This window comes from Streptomyces sp. NPDC012835, from assembly GCF_042900885.1.
Taxonomy (GTDB): Bacteria; Actinomycetota; Actinomycetes; order Streptomycetales; family Streptomycetaceae; genus Streptomyces.
In genome coordinates this window covers 472974-492267 of the sequence record NZ_JBIBBW010000004.1, presented here as the reverse complement: position 1 = coordinate 492267, position 19294 = coordinate 472974, and the positions used below count along the sequence as shown (strand labels likewise).

Here is a 19294-nt window from a genome sequence, read left to right as displayed (position 1 = left end):
GACACGACGGCGCCTCGCCGACGGTGTCCGGGTCAGTCGCCCGGCCCGGCGGCGTCGTCGAGGAGGAGCCGGGCCAGCTCGCGCGGCCGGGAGAACATCGGCCAGTGGCCGGTGTCCATCCGCGCCAGGCGCCACTGTTCGCCGCCCAGCAGCTCGGCCACGGCGTCGCTCGGCTGCTCCCCGTCCAGCAAGCACTCGATATATGTCGCGGGCAGCGCGCCGAGCGGGCCCGCCAGGACAGCGGGCTCGGTCAGCGAGGCGCCCGGGTGCGGCGTGGAGCCCGCGACGATGCGCGTGATGTGCGCGTCGTCGAGGTCCTGTCCCGCGTAGTCGGCGGCGCCGAGCGGCGGCCAGAACCCGCCGTTCGCCGCGATGGCCGCCTCCACCGCCGCCCGGCCGTCCGGCCGGCCGGACACGAACGACTCGCCGTCGGCCGGCACGTTCGCGTCGACGAAGACCACCCGGGCCAGCCGGTCACCGATGAGCACGGCGGCCTGCCCCACCGGGATGCCCGAGTAGCTGTGTCCGACCAGCACGACATCGCGCAGATCGCGGCGCTCGACCTCGTCCACGATGTCCCGGACATGGGTCCGCTGTCCGGCCGCCACACCCCGCTTCTCCCCGAGCCCCGACAGGGTCAGGGCGTGGGCGCCGTGGCCGGCGGCGCGCAGCTCCGGCACCACGTCGTCCCACGCCCACGCTCCGAGCCACGCCCCTGCGACAAGTACGAATTCAGTCATGGCGGCAACGTAGCCGAGGGGTCCGACAATCGAGGGCCCGGCGATCCCCCGTGGTCCGTGCGGCGTTCGCACCCGCCGCCGAAGGCGGCGCCCGGCCGCAATCGGCCGCCACGCGGCTGGACTTCACCGCAACCATCGGGCGTCGCGCCGATCGGTGAGCCCGTCTCCGCCCGGATCGCCCTGCCGCGACCCGGCCGAGGCGGCCCGGAACGGGCCGCCGCCCAGCGTGCTTTTCGGGACCTTCACCACTGGTGCCGGGTGGGGCCGCCCGCCTGCCCGGCTGCGCCACCCGGCGCCGCACCGCGGGTTGGCAGCGCTCTGACCTGCGACGATCACGAACGCGGGCGCGGTCTCCCGCAGCGGGCGCGTGGGGCGCGGCGAGGACGGACCGAGGACGCCGGTGCGGGCGCCGAAGACGGTCGACGGGATCGGCATGACCGATGACGCCGGTACGGTAGGCGTTGGGTATGACATGCCCTCATGCGGAGCTTTGTCCGCACTGGCGGAACGTCATATTCCGGCCGCCGAGGCCAGTTGACACGGCCGTACCGCCCCCACCAGCATGCGTGGTGCCACCGAGGGCCCCACGGCCCGGTGTGCGACCAAACCACTTCAGCCCGGCCCAGCCCCGGCCTGCCCCGCTCCTGCGTGCGGCGGGCGGCGTCGCGTGGCGATTCGCGCGAAACGCGGTGTCCTGGTCCGGGCCACGCGCAGCACAAGATGGGAAACGCATGGCCATATCGAGACGTGTCACGGCGTTGCGCCTGCTCGGGACCGGCGCCGCCGCCCTGGCCCTCACCACCGCGGCGGCCGGCTCCGCTTGGGCCTCCGACTGCCCCGGCGGCAAGGGCTGGGACAAGGGGAACCACGGCGGCTACAAGCCCGGCCAGGGCGCCGGCACCCCGGTCACCCCGGTCACCACGACGGACAAGTGCGAGTTCTCCCTCGACGGCCGTGACTGGTACTCCCAGATCAAGGTCGACGATCTCAGCCTCAAGGCCGGCGACGACGGCAAGGTCCACGTCAAGGTCCGCACCTCGTCCGACGCCGCGAAGTGCACGGTGTCGCTCGCCTCGTACCGTACGCACGGCGCCACCTGGAACACCTCGGGCGAGCAGGTCTTCCACGACTTCGACAGCGTCGAGATCAAGCACGGCGGCCAGGACACGCTCGACGTGGCCTTCCCCGACGTCGGCTGCTACGCGCAGGTCGACCTCTACCGGGGCAAGGTCAAGTACGACGGTCTCAAGGATGCGAACGACGGCTTCGAGCACGGCGACCTCCCGATCGGGCCCAGCCGCTCGGTCATCAAGGACCAGCTGATCGCGGCCTGGAACGGCGGTACGAAGGACTGCACCGCGCAGGAGATTCCGCCGGTGCCCGAGCCGTCCGTAACCGAGTCCACGCCCGAGGAGTCGCCGACCGAGTCGACGCCTTCCACCGGGACGCCGTCCGAGCCGGCCTCTCCGAGCCCGTCCGCCTCGGAGACCGACGAGACGCCCGCCACCGGCTCCTCGCCCACCCCGAGCGCCTCCGAGCCCTCCTCGACGGGCTCCACGCCCGCCAACGAGCCGAGCCAGGCGTCGACCGGCGGCAACGGCGGCGCCGAGGGCGACCTCGCGGAGACCGGCGGCGGCAATGTCGTCCCGATCGCCGCGGGTGCCGCCGTCCTGCTGGCCGCCGGTGGCGCGGTCGTGATCATGACCCGTCGTCGTAAGGCCGCCACGGGCAGCTGAGCCTGACGGCCCCACCGTTCTCCCACCGGCCCCGCGGGTCCGGCGCGCCGCACCCGAGCGCACCGGACCCGCGGGGCCGCGGTCGTCACCGCCGCCGGAATCCGCGCGGCCGCCGCCCCTATCCGCGCGGCCGCCGCCCCTATCCGCGTGGCGACCGCCCGTATCCGTGTGGCGGCCGGCCGTCGCTCTGGTCCATTGGCGCTCTCCCGGCCCTGTCCTTCGCTGATTGACTGGGCCAATGGACCAGCCGATCGAGGATCGGTTGAGCCATGGATCATGAAGATGCTCTGATGTCGGTATCGATGGCGCTGCGGAACCCCGCGGCGCCTTCGGTATGCCGGGCGCCATACCGGGTGACAGGGGTGAAACGGTGTTGAAGACGGTGTTCGTCGCTCCCGACCCGGGCCGGCTGCGGCTGCGCGCCTCGGCCCGCGCCGTACTGGGCATCGGCGCGGCCGTGGCGGTCTCCGGCGCGGCCGGGTACTCGCTCACCGCGGTCATCGCCTGCGGTCTCGCCGCCCTGCTCGCCCTCTTCACCGTCATGGACCCCACCGTCCGGGGCCAGGCCCTCACCACCGCGCTGCTGCCCGTCGCCGGTTTCCCCGTACTGGCACTGGCGGCCTCCCTCCACGACCACCCGCGGGCGCGGGACACTGCCTTCCTCGCCGTCGTGTGCGCCGGGGTGTACGCCCGCCGCTGGGGGCCGCGCGGGCACGCGCTGGGGATCTTCGGGTTCATGGCGTTCTTCATGACCCAGTTCCTGCACACCCGCCCGGCCCAACTCCCCGAGCTGGCAGGCGCCATGACGCTCTCCCTGATCGTCTCCTCGGCCGTCCGGTTCGGGTTCTGGTGCTACGAGCGCGGGCTGCCGCCGCCCGTCGTGCCCGCGCCACCGGCTCCGGGCCGGGGCCTGACACGGACCACCACCCGTCAGGCCCTCCAGGCGACCGCCGCCTGCGCCGTCGCCCTCGCGGCCGGACAGGCCCTCTCCGAGGACCGCTGGTACTGGGCGGTCGGCACCGCCTGGTGGATCTTCGTCAACACCGCCTCGCGCGGCGAGACGCTGGTGCGCGGCTTCCGCCGGGTCGTCGGCACGGTCGTCGGCATCGCGGCCGGGCTGCTCGTCGCCGTGCCGCTGGACGGCGCGCTCGCACCCACCGCCGCGCTCGTCGCCTGCTGCGTCTTCGGGATCTTCTACACCGCCGCCGTCTCGTACTCCTGGATGACGTTCTTCGTGACGGTCATGGCGGGCCTGCTCTACGGCCTGCTGGGCGTGCTGCACCCGGGACTGCTCCTGCTGCGCTTCGAGGAGACCGCCGCGGGCGCCCTCGGCGTCGCCCTCGCCGTCACTCTGATCCTGCCCGTCACCACCCACGCCGCGACCAACGCGTGGATCGGCCGCGCGCTGACCTGCGTCCACACCTGCACCACCACGGCCGCCCGGCGGCTCGCGGGGGACGAGGACGCCGATCCCGGCCCGCCGGCGGCGGAGCTGGAGGCGCTGCTCGGGAAGGTACGGATGTCCCTCGCCCCGCTGGTCCACCCGCTCAGCCCGCTGCGCGCCCGCAGGGCCCGCGCCCGCCGGGTGCTCGCCCTGCTCGACGACTGCGCCCGTGAGGCACGCGGGTTCGCCGCCCTGGCCGCCGAGCCCGACACCTCGCTCGACGCGGAGCTGGCCGCCGCCTGCCGCCGGGTCGAGAACGCCGTGGAGCACGCCGTACACGCCCTGGGGGCCGCGCACGCGGGCCCGGCCGCCGAGGCGCCGACTGCGCCGTCCCGCCACCCGGCCGCCGAGGGCGCGCTCGCCCATCTGCACAGTCTGGAACGGGCGCTGGCCGAACTCTCCACACCGCTGCGCACCGCACCGCGCGCTCCTCTCGCGCCGGTCTGACCCCGGGACCCACCTGCTAACGTCGCCGGTCGGACAGGATGTCGAGTCGGACGGAAGAGGACACAGGGTGATCCACGGGAACGGCGTGCGTGCCTTCATCGGATCGTTCACGTCGGCGGGAGGGCGTGGGGTCATCACCGCCGATCTGGACCAGGAGACCGGCGCGCTCACCGAGCGCGCGGCCACCGACGCCGTCGCGGACCCCTCCTATCTCGCCCTGTCCCCGGACGGCCGGGTGCTGTACGCGGTCTCCGAACGCGAGGACGGCGCGGCGGCGGCTCTGGACGTACGGCCCGAAGGCGACGCGATACCCCGGCTGTTGGGCGCGCCCGTACCGGTACGCGGCTCCGGCCCCACGCACCTCGCCCTCGTGCCCGGCCGGCTGCTGACCGCCAACTACGGCTCGGGCAGCGTCTCCGTCCTGCCGGTCGCCGCCGACGGCGGACTCCGTGAACCCGTCGCGGTGTTCCAGCACACGGGCACCGCACCGCCCGGCGGACACCCGCCCGTCCCCCACGCGCACCAGGTCGTGGCCGCCCCCGGTGGGCGCTGGGCCCTGTGCACCGACCTCGGGACCGACTCCGTGCGGATCCTCGCCCTCTCCGCCGCCGGGGAGCCGGCGCCGTACGGGGAGACGGCGCTGCGCCCCGGCACCGGGCCGCGCCACCTCGCCTTCCACCCCGGGGGCCGGCACGTCTATGTGGTGGGCGAGCGGGAACCGACCCTCACCGTCTGCCGCTGGGACGCCACGACGGGGGTGCTCGAACCGGTCGGTGAGACGCCGGTCCTGCCCGGCGGGGTCGCGGGGGAGAGCTTCCCCTCGACGGTGGTCGTGTCGCGGGACGGCCGGTTCGTCTGGGTGGCCGTCCGGGGCGACGACAGGATTTCCGTGCTCGCGCTGGACGCGGCGTACGAGAAGCCGGAGCCGGTCACGGCTGTGGACTGCGGCGGCCGGTGGCCGCGCGATCTGACGCTGGACCCGACGGGCCGCCGGCTCTACGTGGCCAACGAGCGGTCCGGGGACATGACGTGGTTCGACCTCGACCCGGAAACCGGTGTCCCGGCCCGCGCGGGCGCGCTGGCGGCCCCGGCCGTCTCCTGCGTCGTCTTCGGCTGACGGGACCCGCTCCCGGCCGCGCTCCGGCCCGCCTCCGCCCACGCGACGCACCGGGCCCCGTACCGCCCTCGCGACCGGCACCGCCCCGCAAGCGCGCCGCCCCGGGAAACGCGCCGCTCCGGGCAACCGGAAGGGCCCGCTCCGGAGTGTTTCCGGTGCGGGCCCTTTCCCACTGGTCGCCGTCCGTGCCGCGCGGCCGTTCAGTGCGCCGGGGCCCCCTGCGGCTGCGTGCTGATGCCCAGCGCCGACGCGTACTTCGACAGCACCAGCTTGCCGATCGCCGGGTACGCGCCCAGCGGCTCGGCGGCGGCGCAGTCCGCCTCCTTGAGCGCGGCGTCGAGCAGGCCCTCGGGCAGCTCGGGGCCCACCAGGTACGGGGCGAGCGCGAGCTGGGTCGAACCGGCCTCGCGCAGCTGCTCGGCGATCGCGGCGACCGAACCGTCCTCGTCGAGTGCGGCGGCCATCACCGGCACGGCCAGCCGCGCGGCCAGCAGCATCCCGGTGATCCCGGCGGTCTGCACGGACTCCGTGCCGCCCACCGTGGCCAGGATGATCCCGTCGGCCGCCGTGGCGACCGTGAACAGCCTGGCACGGTCGGCGCGTGCGAGACCGGCCTCCGACAGGCGTACGTGCAGCCCCTCGGCGAGCAGCGGGTGCGGACCGAGGACGTCGGTCAGCTCGACCGCTGCGCCGCTCTCCGCGGCGGCCTCGCCTATGTGCTTGATCAGGTTGCTGTCGGGACCCGCGAGCAGCGGCACGATGACGGCGGCCGGACCCTCGGGCTCGGCGACCTCCCGACCGGCCTCCTTCGCCATTTCGTAACGCTCGGTGCGCAGCGCGGCGGTCCCGGCCAGGACCGACAGCAGCGTCGGGTACTCCTCGTCGTCGCCGTCCAGGAAACCGATGGCGGCGTCGAGGCCCGGCAGCTCGGAGCGGGCGATGCTGACGACCTCTTCGGCCAGCCCGCGCACGGCGGCCGAAGGGGGCCCGGGCACAGCGAGGACCAGCGCGGGAGCCCCTTCGGGGGCCGCTACCGGTTCGGGTCGGCGGTGGCGCCCCGACTGGCGGGGGCGCGGCATTCGTACAGGCAGGCCGGATGCGGGCCCAGTGGGGGTGCTCATGGCGTCGAATGCTACTGGTTTTGTGGGTGTGGCTGTTCGGGGAGGGGCCGGTCGCGAACCATCTGTCCTTATTTATCCGTTAGGTAATTTTCCCCTCATCTGTCCTGTTCTGCCGGTACGTTGAGTAGTCCCGGTCCGGGGCGGCGCCGTCACGGCGGGAAGAGGGCCGCCCGGCGGTCCGGTCGCGACGGCGGCCGCGGTGGCAGGGGACGGTCGGCCGGCCGGTTCCCGCGTGGCGGTACGAGGGGGAGCACGCCGGGTCCGAACGGGCCACGGACCAGGGCGACTTCGCACGGAACGGGCGGTGGCCCGGCCGCGCCGCCGGGTTCCGTGATCCGGTCGCCATCGGAGCGGAGAGCCCCGCCGGTACCGTGTCGTGGGCCGCCGGGGGCGGCCGTCGCCGCGCGGAAGGGACGAGCGCGCCCGGCCGATCGGTACGCGGGGGTGACGGTCCCGGCGGCGCGGGCGCCGACCCGAACGGCTTGTGTCCTGGACAGCAGTGCGGACGCGTCACCCGCGCATCCGCCGGTCCCGTGTGCCCGGGGCCGGGCGGCCGGCGTGGGTCGGCGGTCGCCCGGCGGTGCGCTCAGGGCAGTCGCCAGTCCACCGGCTGAGCGCCCTGGCCGATCAGCAGGTCGTTGGCCCGGCTGAAGGGGCGTGAGCCGAAGAAGCCGCGGTCGGCCGACATGGGGGAGGGGTGCGCGGATTCGATCGCGGGGTGGTCGCCGAGCAGCGGGCGGGCGTTGCGGGCGTCGCGCCCCCACAGGATGGAGACGAGCGGCTTGCCCCGTGCGGCCAGGGCCCGGATGGCCTGCTCGGTCACTTCCTCCCAGCCCTTGCCCCGGTGTGCGGCGGGCTTGCGGGGCGCTGTGGTCAGGGCTCTGTTCAGCAGAAGCACGCCCTGCTGGGTCCACGGGGTCAGATCGCCGTTCGAGGGGCGCGGCAGCCCCAGGTCCGCGTGCAGCTCCCGGAAGATGTTCTCCAGGCTGCCCGGCAGCGGCCGTACCTCCGGCGCCACCGAGAAACTCAGCCCCACCGCGTGCCCGGGCGTCGGATAGGGGTCCTGACCCACGATCAGAACCCTTACCTCGTCGAAGGGTTGCTGGAAGGCGCGCAGGACGTTCGCTCCCGCGGGCAGATAGGTACGGCCCGCCGCGACCTCCGCGCGCAGGAAGTCGCCCATCTCCGCGACGCGTCCGGCGACGGGGCTCAGCGCCTGTGCCCACCCGGGCTCTACCACTTCGTTCAACGGTCTCGCTGTCACGGGAGTTCACTCTACTGACCCGTGCGACGGCGCACCCGGCGAAGGGTCCTGGTCGACGGTGAAGTGCGGTGCGGTGCGGTGCGGCATGTGCAGACGTCGGGCGCTGCGCCGGATCGCGGCTCCCCGGAGCCCGCCCGGCCTCCCGCTCGCGTGCGCGGGGCCCGCGCGGGCTTTTTATTTGACAGGCTTCGTAGTACGGAATATATCGTACTAGCCGAGTCATTAGCAGGAGTGTCACCTTCGCAGCACAGGAAACGGAGCACCCGTGAGCGCCCTGTTCGAGCCGTACACACTGAGGTCGCTGACCATTCCCAACCGTCTCTGGATGGCACCGATGTGTCAGTACTCGGCCGCCCCGGACGGCGCCGAGGCGGGCGTGCCCACGGACTGGCATCTCCAGCACCTGGCCGCACGCGCCGTCGGCGGGGCGGGGCTGATCCTCGCCGAGGCCACCTCGGTGAGCCCCGAGGGGCGGATCAGCGCGTGGGACCTGGGGCTGTGGAACGACCGGCAGACCGAGGGCTTCCGACGCGTCACCGCCTTCCTCAAGAGCCAGGGCGCCGTTCCGGCGATCCAGATCGCCCACGCGGGCCGGAAGGCGTCCACCGAGCGCCCCTGGGTGAACCGGGGCGCGGCGATCCCGCCGGGCGAGCAGCACGGCTGGACGCCGGTGGCGCCCAGCGCGATCCCCTTCGGGCCCGGCTCGACCGTGCCGGAGGAGCTGTCGGTGGCGCGGATCGACGAGATCGTCGAGCAGTTCGCCGCGACCGCCCGCCGGGCGCTGGAGGCCGGGTTCGAGGTGGCCGAGATCCACGGCGCCCACGGTTATCTGATCAACCAGTTCCTCTCCCCCCACAGCAACCGGCGCACCGACGAGTACGGCGGCTCCTACGAGAACCGCATCCGGTTCGCGCTGCGGGTCGTGGACGCCGTACGCGCGGAGTGGCCCCAGGAGCTGCCCGTCTTCTTCCGTATCTCCGCCACCGACTGGCTCTCGGAGAACGAGGAGGACGAGCGCGAAGGCTGGACGGCCGAGGACACCGTCCGGTTCGCGGCGGATCTGGTCGCGCACGGAGTGGACCTGCTGGACACCTCCACCGGCGGCAGCGCCCCGGACGCCAGGATCGTGCCGTCCCCCGGCTTCCAGGTGGGCTTCGCCGAGCAGGTCAGGAAGGAGACCGGCATGCCGGTCGGCGCGGTCGGCCTGATCACCGAGCCCCGGCAGGCGGAGGAGATCATCGCGGCCGGCCGGGCCGATGCCGTACTGATCGGGCGCGAGCTGCTGCGCGACCCGTACTTCACCCTGCGCGCTGCGCGCGAGCTGTCCGTCGAGGTGCCCGGGCCGGTCCAGTACCACCGGGCGCTCTGAACCGACCCCTTCCCCGACACCGGTGGCCCCGGCGAGGTACACACCTCGCCGGGGCCACCGGTGTGTCCGGAGTGTTTCCGCGCGGGCCGCGTTCCCGCCGAAGCGGGAACTCCGGTTTAACGAAGCAGCAATCGCGTGGACACTCCGCCCGGACACAGTGACTGGCAACTGTTTACAGAACCTCCTGAACAGGGAGAACGCCAGTAGGGAGCAGTCCGGTGAGAGCAAAAAACACGCGAACGGCCGCAGTGTGCACCGCCGTTGTCCTGATGGCCGGGGTGTCCGCCTGCGGTGGTTCCGGCACGGGGGCGCCGAGCGGCCCCGCCGACGTCTCGCCGCCCGAGAACCTCGCCTCGTCCGGCACTCTGACCTACGGCACGGCGGCGAGCTTCCCGCCGTTCGAGTCCCAGGGGACGGGCGGCCGACTCCAGGGCTTCGACATCGACATGATCGCGGCGCTGTCCGCGTCGATGGGGCTGAAGCCCAAGGCCCTCGACATCGATTTCGACGGGCTCATCCCGGCGCTCTCGGGGAAACGGACCGATGTCATCAACTCGGCCATGTACATCACGCCCGAGCGGGAGAAGCAGGTCGACTTCGTTCCGTACCTGGTCATCGGGGAGACCCTGCTGACGCCCAAGGGCAACCCCAAGAAGATATCGAGGGTTCCCGAGGACCTCTCCGGACGCACCGTCGCCGTCACCCGGGGTGCCATCGGTGAGACGTACATGAACGCGTACAACAAGGAGCTGAAGCAGCGGGGCCGCGCGGAGATGAAGATCATGTCGCTCCCGAACAACCAGGACGCGATGCTCGCGGTCCAGTCGGGCCGGGCGGACGCCTTCGACACCTCCACTCCGGGCGCCGCGGCCACCCTCGCCGCCACCAAGGGCACGTTCACCCTCGCGGCCACCTTCAAGAACGAGACGAAGATCGGGATCGCGGTCCGCAAGGGCGACACGTCGACCAGGACCGCCATCACCGAGGCGCTCCAGCGGTACGTCTCGTCCGGCGCCTACGCGAAACTGCTGGCCACGTACGAACTCCCCGAGGAATCCAACTACTTCGCCTCATCGGGCGCCGGGTCGGCCGCACCTTCCGCCGCGGTTCCGTCCTCCTCCTCGCCGGGCGGTTCGTAGCATGGAGTTCCTTCACAAGGCGATATCCGCCGACTTCCTGACCGCGTCGCTGCTGACCTTCGTCCTCACCGTCCTGTCCATGGCGCTCGGTGTCGTGGGCGGCGTCCTGCTCGCCCTGGCCAAGGGCGTACGGTTCGCGCCCCTGCGCCGGCTCGTGGACGCGTACATCTGGTTCTTCCGGGGCACGCCCGTCCTGCTCCAGCTCATCTTCGTCTTCAACGTACTGCCGTTGTGGGGGCTGAGCCTGTCCCCGTTCACCTGCGCGGTCATCGCGCTGAGCCTCAACGAGGTCGCCTACATGGCGGAGATCGTCCGGGGCGGCCTGCTCGGTGTGGACCGGGGCCAGCGCACGGCGGCGCGGATGCTCGGGCTGTCCGAGGCGGGCATCCTGCGCTGGGTGGTGCTCCCGCAGGCGACCCGGCTGATCCTGCCGCCCACCGGCAATCAGTTCATCGGGATGCTCAAGACCTCGGCGCTGGCCTCGGTGGTCAGCGTCCAGGACCTGATGCTCACCGCGCAGCGCCAGGCCGCCGCCGACTTCGACTATGTCGGATCGCTCGGCGCGGCAGCCGTCCACTACCTCGTCCTGACCACGGTGTTCACCTTCGCCCTGCGGCAGGTGGAGCGCCGTCTCGACGTCAACCGGCGCGCCGCCGCCCGGCGCACCAAGGAGCCCGTCGTCACGACGGCGGCCGTCGACCCGGCGGCCCGATGAGTTCCGCGCGGACCGCCACCGGAACCGGAAAGGGCGCAGCCATGAGCGACGCCAGGCCAGCAGCCACGGCGGGGTCCGGTGCGGACACCACCGAGGCCACCGCCCGCACCACGACCCCCGCCGGGCCCCCCTCGGCCAGGCCGCGCACCGTCCTCGTCGCCGAGAACCTCGGCCGCAGCTACCACGGCACGGCCGTGGTCAGCGAGGTGAATCTGACGATCCCGGCCGGCCAGACCGTCGCCGTTCTCGGCCCCTCGGGGGCCGGCAAGTCCACGATGCTGCGCTGTCTGGCCGGGCTCGAACCACTGGAGACCGGCAGTGTGGGTTTCCAGGGCGAGTTGCTCTCGAAGGCCGGCTCCAAACCGCGCTCGGTCGGCGGCCGGATCGGCATGGTCTTCCAGCAGTTCAACCTCTTCCCGCACCTCACCGCCGCACAGAACGTGGCGCTGGCGCCCGTCCGGGTACGGGGGGTCTCCCGCGACCGGGCCCGCGAGGACGCCCACGAACTCCTGGCGCGCGTGGGGCTCGCCGAGCGCCGCGACCACTATCCGTACGAACTCTCCGGAGGCCAGCAGCAACGGGTGGCCATCGCCCGCGCCCTGGCCATGCGACCCGAGCTGATGCTCTTCGACGAGCCCACCTCGGCGCTCGACCCGGAGTTCACCCGCGAAGTGCTCGCCGTCATGCGGGACCTCGCCGACAGCGGGATGACCATCGTCGTCGTCACGCACGAGATGGGGTTCGCCCGCAGGAGCGCGGACCGGGTGGTGTTCATGGCCGACGGCCGGATCGTGGAGGACGGCCCGTCGGAAACCCTGTTCACGGCGGCGCGACACGCGCGAACCCGCTCCTTCTTCGAGCAGATCCTCGGAGAGTAGGACCATGACGACTCCACCTCCGCCACGCCGTGTCTCCTCCGCCCGCCCGACCGCCCCCTGGAGCCTGCGCAAACAGGACTGGGCCTACCAGCAGCTCCGCGAGCGCATCCTGACCGGGGCCCTGGCCCCGGGGGAGCAGCTCAGCCAGGAGGCGCTGGCCCATGAACTCGGCATCAGCCGGGGCCCGTTGCGTGACGCCCTGTCGCGGCTGGTCGCCGAGAGTCTGGTGGTCGACCGCCCGCACCAGAAATCCATCGTCGCCGAGGTCTCGGTGGCCGACGCCCGGGACATCTACAACGGGCGGGCGGCGCTGGAGAGCGTGCTCGCCGCCGCTGCCGCCCAGGCCGACACGGGCGAACGCGACTTCCAGGCGGCCGACTTCGGTCTGCTGCTGGAGCGCCAGCGCGTCGCGGTGTCGCTCGGGGACGCCGCGCAGGTGCGCATGCTGGACCGGCAGTTCCACGACGCCGTCTACGCGATGGCCGCGATGCCCGCCACCCTGGCCGCGCTCAATCAGCTGCGGGCCAAGAGCGACCGCTATCTCGCCCTCTATCTGGCGGACGCCCAACGGGCCCAGATCTCGGTCGACGAACACACCGCCATCCTGGACGCCCTGCTGAGCGGGGACGCCGAACGGTCCGCCGCGCTGACCCGGTCCCATGTACTGGGCGGGCTCACGCTGCTGACGGGCTCCATCGTCGGCCAGCCCGCCCGGGCGGCGGACCCCGTCTGACCGACCGCGCGGGGCCCGCTCCCGCACCGCCCGTACCGCCCGTAACGCCGGGCCACACTCCGCCCGGCACCACCCGGCACGGTCCGGCACAACACACCACCGGACCGACACATCGCCCGCCACAACACACCGCTCGCCGCACCCCCGTCCGGCGCGGGCCTCCGCCCGGCACAGCACTCCCACCCGACGCACACGACACAGTGAGGAACCCGACCGTGATCCATCAGCCCGAGGCCATCGAGCGCCTCTCCCTGCCCGAACACACCGCCCGGCTCGGAATGTCCGTCCGCGCGGCCGAACGCGAGCTGGAGAACGGCCCGGGCCCCGACCGTCTCCTCGACGCCACCTACGCCGACACCCACCGCTTCCCGGCCCCCGCATGGGCGCTGCCCACCTTCAACGCCGCCGCCGGTGGCGACGGCATGACGTACACCCCCTACCGGGGCGACCGAGCCGTGCGCGAGGCCGTCGCCCACAACGTCTCCACCCGCCTCGGGATCCCCGCCACCGGGCCCGCCGACGTCATCCTCACCCCCGGCACCCAGGGAGCGCTGTTCACCGCGCTCGCCGCGATCCTCTCGCCCGGCGACCTCGTCCTGCTGCCCGACCCCGACTACCTCTCCACCGAGCGGATGCTGCGCTACTTCGGCGCCCGCGTCCGGCGCATCCCGATGATCTGGCCCGACGAGTCCACCGGCGGCGCCCGCACCCGCCCCGGCCTGGACCTCCAGGCGCTGGAGGACGCCGCAGCCGAGGGCCCCCGGCTGATGGTCTTCTCCCACCCCAACAACCCGACCGGCGCCGTCTACGGCGAGGAGACGATCGCCGCGATAGCCGACGCCGCCCGCCGCCACGACTTCACCGTCATCGCCGACGAGCTGTACTGCCGGCTGGTGTACGAGGGCGAGAAGTTCCACCACCTCGCCGCCTTCGACGCAATGGCCGAGCGCACGGTCACCCTGCTCGGACCGTCCAAGACCGAGTCGCTGTCCGGTTACCGGCTCGGTGTCGCCGTCGCGCCCACGGCGCTGGTCGACGCGATGGAGGACGTGCAGTCCTGCACGGCGCTGCGGGCCCCCTCGTACGCCCAGCACCTGCTGGCCCGCTGGATCGCCGAGGACACCGATTTCCTCGACCGGCGGCTCGTGGAGTACCAGGCCCTGCGCGACACCACCGTGAAGAAGATCAACGCGTCCTCGGTCATGCGCGTCAACGCCGCCTACGGCACCGCCTACCTCTTCCCCGAAGTGCTGACCGGAGCGAGCGACCAGGCCGTGGCGCTCGCACTCAAGGAACACGCGGGCGTCGTCGTCAACCCCGGCTACCAGTTCGGTCTCGCGGGCACCGGCCGGATGCGGCTGTGCTTCGCGCAGGAGGAGACCGTCTGGGACACCGCCCTCGACCGGATCATCGAGGTCGTGGGCTCGCTGGACCCGGCATGACGGCCGGCCGGGGCCCGCGCGCGGTGCCGCCCGCCGTGGCCGAGGTGCGGTACGGCGTGATCGGCCTGCCCCTGCGGCTGAGACTCCGTCATACAACCGTCGACACAGCGGAGTTGACGGAAGTGTTTCTGCGGATCGAGCTGACCGACGGACACATCGGCTGGGCCGAGACACGGGGCAACGGGGCGTACGCCACCCACCACACGGCCGGTGACATCGCCGCCGCCCTGGCCGCACTGCCCCCCGCCACCGACCCGGCGTGGGCCGCGCCCGCCGCCCTCGCGGACCGCCTGGCCGCACACTGCCCACCGGCCGCCGCGCTGCTGGACATCGCCTGGCGCGACGCCTCGGCCCGCGCCAGGGGCCTGCCGCTGTGGGCCACGCTGAAGCCGCCGGGCGCACCGGCTCCGGGGGCGCTGCCGACCCACGCGCCGATCGGCTTCGGCACGGTGCGGGAGGCGGCCGAACTGGCCACCGCCGCCGCCCGGGCCGGATTCGGCCGGGTCAAGGTGCGCGTCGGCGGCGACCCCGCCCTGGACCGGGCCAGGATCGCCGCCGTACGCGCGGCCGTCGACCGGACCGCGGGCAGCGGTACGGTCGCGCTGGCCGCCGACGCCAACGGCGGCTGGGCCCCCGATACCGCCATCGCCGCCACGCGCTGGCTGGCGGACCACGCAGTCGCCTGGCTCGAACAGCCCACCGCCGCCGGTGACCTGACCGCCCTGGCGGCGGTGCGCGCGGCCTCGCCCGTGCCGGTGTGGGCCGACGAGTCGGTCCGCGACGCGGCCTCGGTGCACGCCGTCGCCGACGCGGGCGCCGCCGACGGTGTGCACCTGAAGCTGGAGAAGGCGGGCACCGTCGCCGCCCTGGCCGCCGCGCTCGGCGCCGCCCGCGCCCGAGGGCTCGACGTCGGGCTCGGGCAGATGGACTGCGGGCGCCTCGGCTGCGCGACCACCGCCCAGTTGGCGGCCGGTCTCGGGGTCACGGTGGCCGAACTCTGGGGCTGCGCCCACCTCGCGCACGACGTCACCGAGGGAATCGGCCTGCGCGACGGCTCCGTCCGCCTGCCCGACGCCCCCGGACTCGGCGTCCGGGTCTCGGTGGACCCCGCCCGGCTGACCCCGGTGGGCACGCCCCTGCCGACGCCGGTCTCCGTACAACTCTCCGACCCAGCAAGGACGTTCGCACCATGATCTCTGCCCCGGAACCCACCGGTACGACCCGCGCGGCGGGAACCGCGGAAGCGGCCCCGACGACCGGGACCACGGGTACGACCGCCACCGCACCGGCCGCACCCGCGTCCGGCCGTACCGCCGCCCCCGACGTACTGGCCCTGCTCACCGCCATGGTCGCCTGCGACTCCACCACCCCGACCGGCGAGGAGGAGACCACCGCCGCGCTGCTCGCCGAGCCGCTCGCCGCCGCCGGGTTCGAGGTGGAGACCGAGCGGCTGGCACCGGGGCGGGTCAACCTCACCGCGCGCCGAGGGTTCGGCCCGGGCGGCCCCGTGATCATGCTCAACTCGCATCTGGACGTGGTCCCGGCGGGCGGCGGCTGGACCAGCCCGCCCTTCCGGCCCGCCCTGCGCGACGGACGGCTGTACGGCCGGGGCACCGCCGACGCCAAGGGACCGCTCGCCGCCATGGCGTGCGCCGCGATCGAGCTGGCGCGTGCGGCGGAGACCGGCGACGGCAGGGCCCCGGCACGCGGCGAGATCGTCTTCTCCGCCGTGTCGCAGGAGGAGGGCGACTCGACGGGCGCGCGTCATCTCGTACCGCTCCTCGCCCGTGCGGGAAGGCTGCCCGACGCGGTCGTCGTCGGCGAACCCACCGGAATGCGGCTGCTGACCGCCCACAAGGGCTCGGTCCGCCCGGTGATCGAGGTCGTCGGGGTGGCGGCACACGCGGCCACCCCCGCGCGGGGTGTGAACGCGGTGACGGCCGCTGCGCGCGTCATCGCCCTGCTGGAGGAGTACAGCGCCTCGCTCACGGACCACGGCCACCCGCTGCTGGGCGCGCCCACCTGCACCCCCGTACTGATCGAGGGCGGCGAGGCGCCCAACGCCGTACCCGAACGCTGCCGGATCACCCTGGACCGCCGGCTGCTGCCGGGGGAGACCCAGGAGTCCGTGGTGGCGGCCGTCGGAGAGGTCCTCGACCGGTTCAACGCGGAGCGGAGCGGGGCGAGCGCCTCCGTGGTGGCCTGCGCCCCCAGCACCGGCGGCCCCTCGGAGACCCCCGAGGACCATCCGTTCGTACAGCTGTGCCGCCGGGCGCTCGCGGAAGCCGGCGCCGACGACGCACTCGGCGGACTCACCGTCAACTGCGACATGACCCACTTCAGGGCGGCCGGGGTGCCGGCGCTCGTCTGCGGCCCCGGAAGCCTGGAGGTGATGCACGCGGTCGACGAGCACATCACCGTCGACGAACTGCGCGACTCCGTCGGCCTCTACCGGGCGATCCTCACCGAGGCCCTCTCGGCGGACCCGGCAAGCCCGGCGTGGAACCAGGAGGGCCCGGCATGGAGCTGACGATCGCGCTCGGCCAGGCGGAGAGCGTCCCCGGCGACCTCGCCGCCAACCTCGCCACCGCGACCCGGCTGGTGGCCGTCGCGGCGGCGCGCGGCGCCCGTGTCCTGGCGCTGCCCGAGCTGTTCGCCTGCGGATACGATCCCGACTCGATCCGCGCCGACCCCGACGGCCGCTCCCTGGCCGAGCCCCCGCCCGGTACCGAGCCGCCACCGGGCTCCCCGCTGGCGCCGCTGGCCGGGGCGGCGGCCGAGCACGGCGTCTGGGTGCTCCTCGGAGCGGCGGTCGCCACCGGAGGGCGGCCGGCCAACGCCGTGCTCGTCATCGATCCGTACGGCAGGGCGCGCGGCCATTACGGCAAGGCACATCTGTGGCACGGCGAGCGCGCGGCCTTCGCCCCCGGGACCGGGCTCGTCATGATCGAGGACGGCGGGATCTCCCTCGGCCTCGGCATCTGCTACGACGCCGGTTTCCCCGAGCTGACCCGCGCCTACGCCCGCGCCGGTGCCCACGCCGTCCTGTTCTCCTCCGCCTTCGCCCACGGCCCCACCGAGTACCGCTACGGCGTCTACCACCCGGCGCGCGCCGTGGAGAACACCGTCTCCACCCTGGTCGTCAACGCGGTCGGCGACCTCGCGGGCGAGCGCTACTTCGGCCGCAGCGGCGCCTGGAGCCCCGACGGCCATCAGCTGGCCGCCTGTGCGGACGGCCGGAGCGACCTGCGCGTCGTGACCGTGTCCGCCGCGGCGACCGCCGCCGTACGGGAGGAGCTGCCGTACCTGACCGATCTCCGCACCGACCTGTTCGGGCCCGCCGCGCCGCCCCCGCTCACCCGGATCTCCCTGCCCGCGCGACCCGATTCCCCCGACCACACCCCAGGAGCACCCCATGCCGCCCGTCTTTCCCGCCGCTGAGTACGACCGGCGCCTGGCCGCGCTGCGCGCCACCCTCAAGGCCCAGGAGCTGGACGCCGTCATCGTCCACACGCCGGAGAACGTCTGTTACCTCTCCGGGCACGCCACCCCCGGCTACTACACCTACCAGTGCCTGATCGTCACGGCGGACGGCGAGGCCGCGCTGCTGACGCGCGAGACCGAGACGGTCAACGCCGCCGAGACCACGTACTTCGAGCGGATCACCGGCTATCCGGACAGCTCCGACCCGATCCTGGCCACTGCCGAACTCCTCGCCGAAGTGGCGCCCGGCGCCCGCGCCGTGGGGATGGAGGCCCGCTCCTGGTTCCTGCCGCCGGAGCCGTTCCTCAGGCTGACCGCCTTGCTGGACACGGCCGGCGCGCGGATCACCCACATCGACGGAGTGCTGGCCGCCGCCCGGCTCGTCAAGTCACCGCTGGAGATCGAGCAGATCAGGGCGGCCGCCCGCGCCACCAACGCGGGCATGACGGCGGCGGCGGAGGCGGCCGTTCCCGGCGCCTCGGAGCGTACGGTGGCCGCCGCCGCGTTCGGCGGACTCATCGCCGCCGGCTCCGAGTACTTCGGCATGGAGCCGTTCGTCGCCTCCGGCCCCCGCGCAGGGACGATCCACGCGAGCTGGACGGACCGGGTCGTCCGCGCGAACGAACCCGTACTGCTGGAGATGTCCGCGACCGTCGGCCGGTACAACGCGCCCCTGATGCACACCGTGTGGACCGGTCCGCTCTCCGGCGAGCCCGCGGCCATGGCCACGGCCTGCGCGGCGGCCAGGGACGCGGCCCTGGCCCATGTCGTCCCGGGCGGTTCCCCGGCGGCGGCGCACGCGGCCTGCAAGGCGGCCATCGCGGACGCGGGCCTGGCCCACACCTACCGCAAGCGCAGCGGCTACTCGGTCGGGATCGCCTTCGCCCCCGACTGGGGCGAGGGGCACCTGCTCTCCCTCGGGGAGAACGAGCAGCGCCTCTTCGAGCCCGGCATGGTGGTCCACGTGGTGCCCACACTGCGGGTGCGGGACAGCGCCGGGATCGGTCTGTCGGCGACCGTCCTGATCACCGAGAGCGGCCACGAGGTCCTCACCTCCTGCGACACGGGACCGCTGCGATGACCGAGCCGGTGGACGGTACGGAGCGACCGGAGCCGGCGGCCGGGCCGGTGCCCGACGCGCCCGTCCCGGCGGGGGACTACGCCGCAGCGCGGATCGCCGGCGGGCTGGTCTTCACCGCGGGGATGACCCCGCGCGCGGGCGGCGGCGTCATCGCAGCGGGCGTCCTCGGGGCCGGCCTGTCCGTCGCGGACGCGGTCCCGCTGGCCGCGCTCGCGGCCGGGCGCGCCGTCGAGGCGGCGCGCGGGGCGGCCCGGTCGGCCGGACTGCGGCTGGACGCCGCCGTCTCGATGACGGTCCATCTCGCGGTCGTGCCGGGCTTCACCGAGCACAGCCGGGTCGCCGACGGGGCGAGCGCTCGGCTGCGTTCCCTGCTGGCCGGACCGCCGCCCGCCCGTACGGCGGTCGGGGTGGCCGCTCTGCCGTCGGGGGCGCCGGTTGAGGTGACGCTCGTCCTCTCCACGGCGGCGGCGGGGGAGGCGGGGGAGGCGACGTAGGCAGGGGGAACGGCGGCGGCCGGGAAGCGACGGAGGCGGGACTCCGGCCGACTCATAGGACGAAATGGTTCCAATTACGAAAGGCATCGTA

Annotated in this window: 17 protein-coding genes; 14 read left to right on the top strand and 3 right to left on the bottom strand. The window is 73.8% G+C overall.

The features are described 5' to 3' along the window. Positions 1-32: 32 nt before the first annotated feature. Positions 33-740: an alpha/beta fold hydrolase gene (locus tag ACFY6S_RS20290; RefSeq protein WP_388819512.1), complete on the bottom strand. Its 708-nt coding sequence runs from the start codon at positions 738-740 to the stop codon at positions 33-35. 731 nt (positions 741-1471) lie between these two features. Between ACFY6S_RS20290 and ACFY6S_RS20285 the strand changes: the two genes are divergently transcribed. The 3 genes from ACFY6S_RS20285 (at position 1472) to ACFY6S_RS20275 (ending at position 5484) form a co-directional block, all read left to right on the top strand. After that, entirely contained in the window at positions 1472-2476 is a 1005-nt protein-coding gene (locus ACFY6S_RS20285; RefSeq protein ID WP_388819509.1) for an LAETG motif-containing sortase-dependent surface protein, read from the top strand. 370 nt (positions 2477-2846) lie between these two features. Continuing rightward, entirely contained in the window at positions 2847-4367 is a 1521-nt protein-coding gene (locus ACFY6S_RS20280; protein ID WP_388819506.1) for an FUSC family protein, read from the top strand. A gap of 67 nt (positions 4368-4434) precedes the next feature. Beyond that, positions 4435-5484: a lactonase family protein gene (locus tag ACFY6S_RS20275; RefSeq protein ID WP_388819503.1), complete on the top strand. Its 1050-nt coding sequence runs from the start codon at positions 4435-4437 to the stop codon at positions 5482-5484. Between the two features lie 200 nt (positions 5485-5684). On the opposite strand, the gene ACFY6S_RS20270 is transcribed toward ACFY6S_RS20275, so the two are convergent. Both ACFY6S_RS20270 and ACFY6S_RS20265 read right to left on the bottom strand, forming a co-directional pair. Continuing rightward, positions 5685-6605 (bottom strand): sirohydrochlorin chelatase, encoded by a 921-nt coding sequence (locus tag ACFY6S_RS20270; RefSeq protein ID WP_388819500.1) that lies wholly within the window; start codon positions 6603-6605, stop codon positions 5685-5687. Positions 6606-7191: 586 nt separating this feature from the next. Beyond that, complete coding sequence (locus tag ACFY6S_RS20265) at positions 7192-7869, bottom strand: uracil-DNA glycosylase (protein ID WP_388819497.1); 678 nt, start codon at positions 7867-7869, stop codon at positions 7192-7194. Between the two features lie 265 nt (positions 7870-8134). On the opposite strand from ACFY6S_RS20265, the gene ACFY6S_RS20260 reads away from it, so the two are divergent. From ACFY6S_RS20260 to ACFY6S_RS20210, 11 genes are all read left to right on the top strand, one after another. Then, entirely contained in the window at positions 8135-9238 is a 1104-nt protein-coding gene (locus ACFY6S_RS20260) for an NADH:flavin oxidoreductase/NADH oxidase (RefSeq protein ID WP_388819494.1), read from the top strand. Positions 9239-9507: 269 nt separating this feature from the next. After that, complete coding sequence (locus ACFY6S_RS20255; protein ID WP_388819491.1) at positions 9508-10377, top strand: ABC transporter substrate-binding protein; 870 nt, start codon at positions 9508-9510, stop codon at positions 10375-10377. Position 10378: 1 nt separating this feature from the next. Then, on the top strand, positions 10379-11092 hold the full coding sequence (locus ACFY6S_RS20250; protein WP_388819488.1) for an amino acid ABC transporter permease: 714 nt from the start codon (positions 10379-10381) through the stop codon (positions 11090-11092). 41 nt (positions 11093-11133) lie between these two features. Next, on the top strand, positions 11134-11970 hold the full coding sequence (locus ACFY6S_RS20245) for an amino acid ABC transporter ATP-binding protein (RefSeq protein WP_388819485.1): 837 nt from the start codon (positions 11134-11136) through the stop codon (positions 11968-11970). A gap of 4 nt (positions 11971-11974) precedes the next feature. Beyond that, the gene (locus tag ACFY6S_RS20240; protein WP_388819482.1) at positions 11975-12703 is read left to right on the top strand and encodes a GntR family transcriptional regulator; all 729 of its coding nucleotides are present in this window, start codon (positions 11975-11977) and stop codon (positions 12701-12703) included. 215 nt (positions 12704-12918) lie between these two features. Further along, positions 12919-14145 (top strand): pyridoxal phosphate-dependent aminotransferase, encoded by a 1227-nt coding sequence (locus ACFY6S_RS20235; RefSeq protein WP_388819479.1) that lies wholly within the window; start codon positions 12919-12921, stop codon positions 14143-14145. Further along, the gene (locus tag ACFY6S_RS20230; RefSeq protein ID WP_388819476.1) at positions 14142-15338 is read left to right on the top strand and encodes a mandelate racemase/muconate lactonizing enzyme family protein; all 1197 of its coding nucleotides are present in this window, start codon (positions 14142-14144) and stop codon (positions 15336-15338) included. Before ACFY6S_RS20235 ends, ACFY6S_RS20230 begins: the two co-directional genes overlap by 4 nt. Further along, on the top strand, positions 15335-16675 hold the full coding sequence (locus ACFY6S_RS20225) for a M20 family metallopeptidase (RefSeq protein ID WP_388819473.1): 1341 nt from the start codon (positions 15335-15337) through the stop codon (positions 16673-16675). The genes ACFY6S_RS20230 and ACFY6S_RS20225 overlap by 4 nt, the downstream gene beginning before the upstream one ends. Next, entirely contained in the window at positions 16666-17586 is a 921-nt protein-coding gene (locus ACFY6S_RS20220) for a carbon-nitrogen hydrolase family protein (protein ID WP_388819470.1), read from the top strand. Before ACFY6S_RS20225 ends, ACFY6S_RS20220 begins: the two co-directional genes overlap by 10 nt. Beyond that, on the top strand, positions 17561-18709 hold the full coding sequence (locus ACFY6S_RS20215; RefSeq protein ID WP_388819467.1) for a M24 family metallopeptidase: 1149 nt from the start codon (positions 17561-17563) through the stop codon (positions 18707-18709). The genes ACFY6S_RS20220 and ACFY6S_RS20215 overlap by 26 nt, the downstream gene beginning before the upstream one ends. After that, on the top strand, positions 18706-19203 hold the full coding sequence (locus ACFY6S_RS20210; protein WP_388819464.1) for a RidA family protein: 498 nt from the start codon (positions 18706-18708) through the stop codon (positions 19201-19203). The genes ACFY6S_RS20215 and ACFY6S_RS20210 overlap by 4 nt, the downstream gene beginning before the upstream one ends. Positions 19204-19294 lie beyond the last annotated feature (91 nt).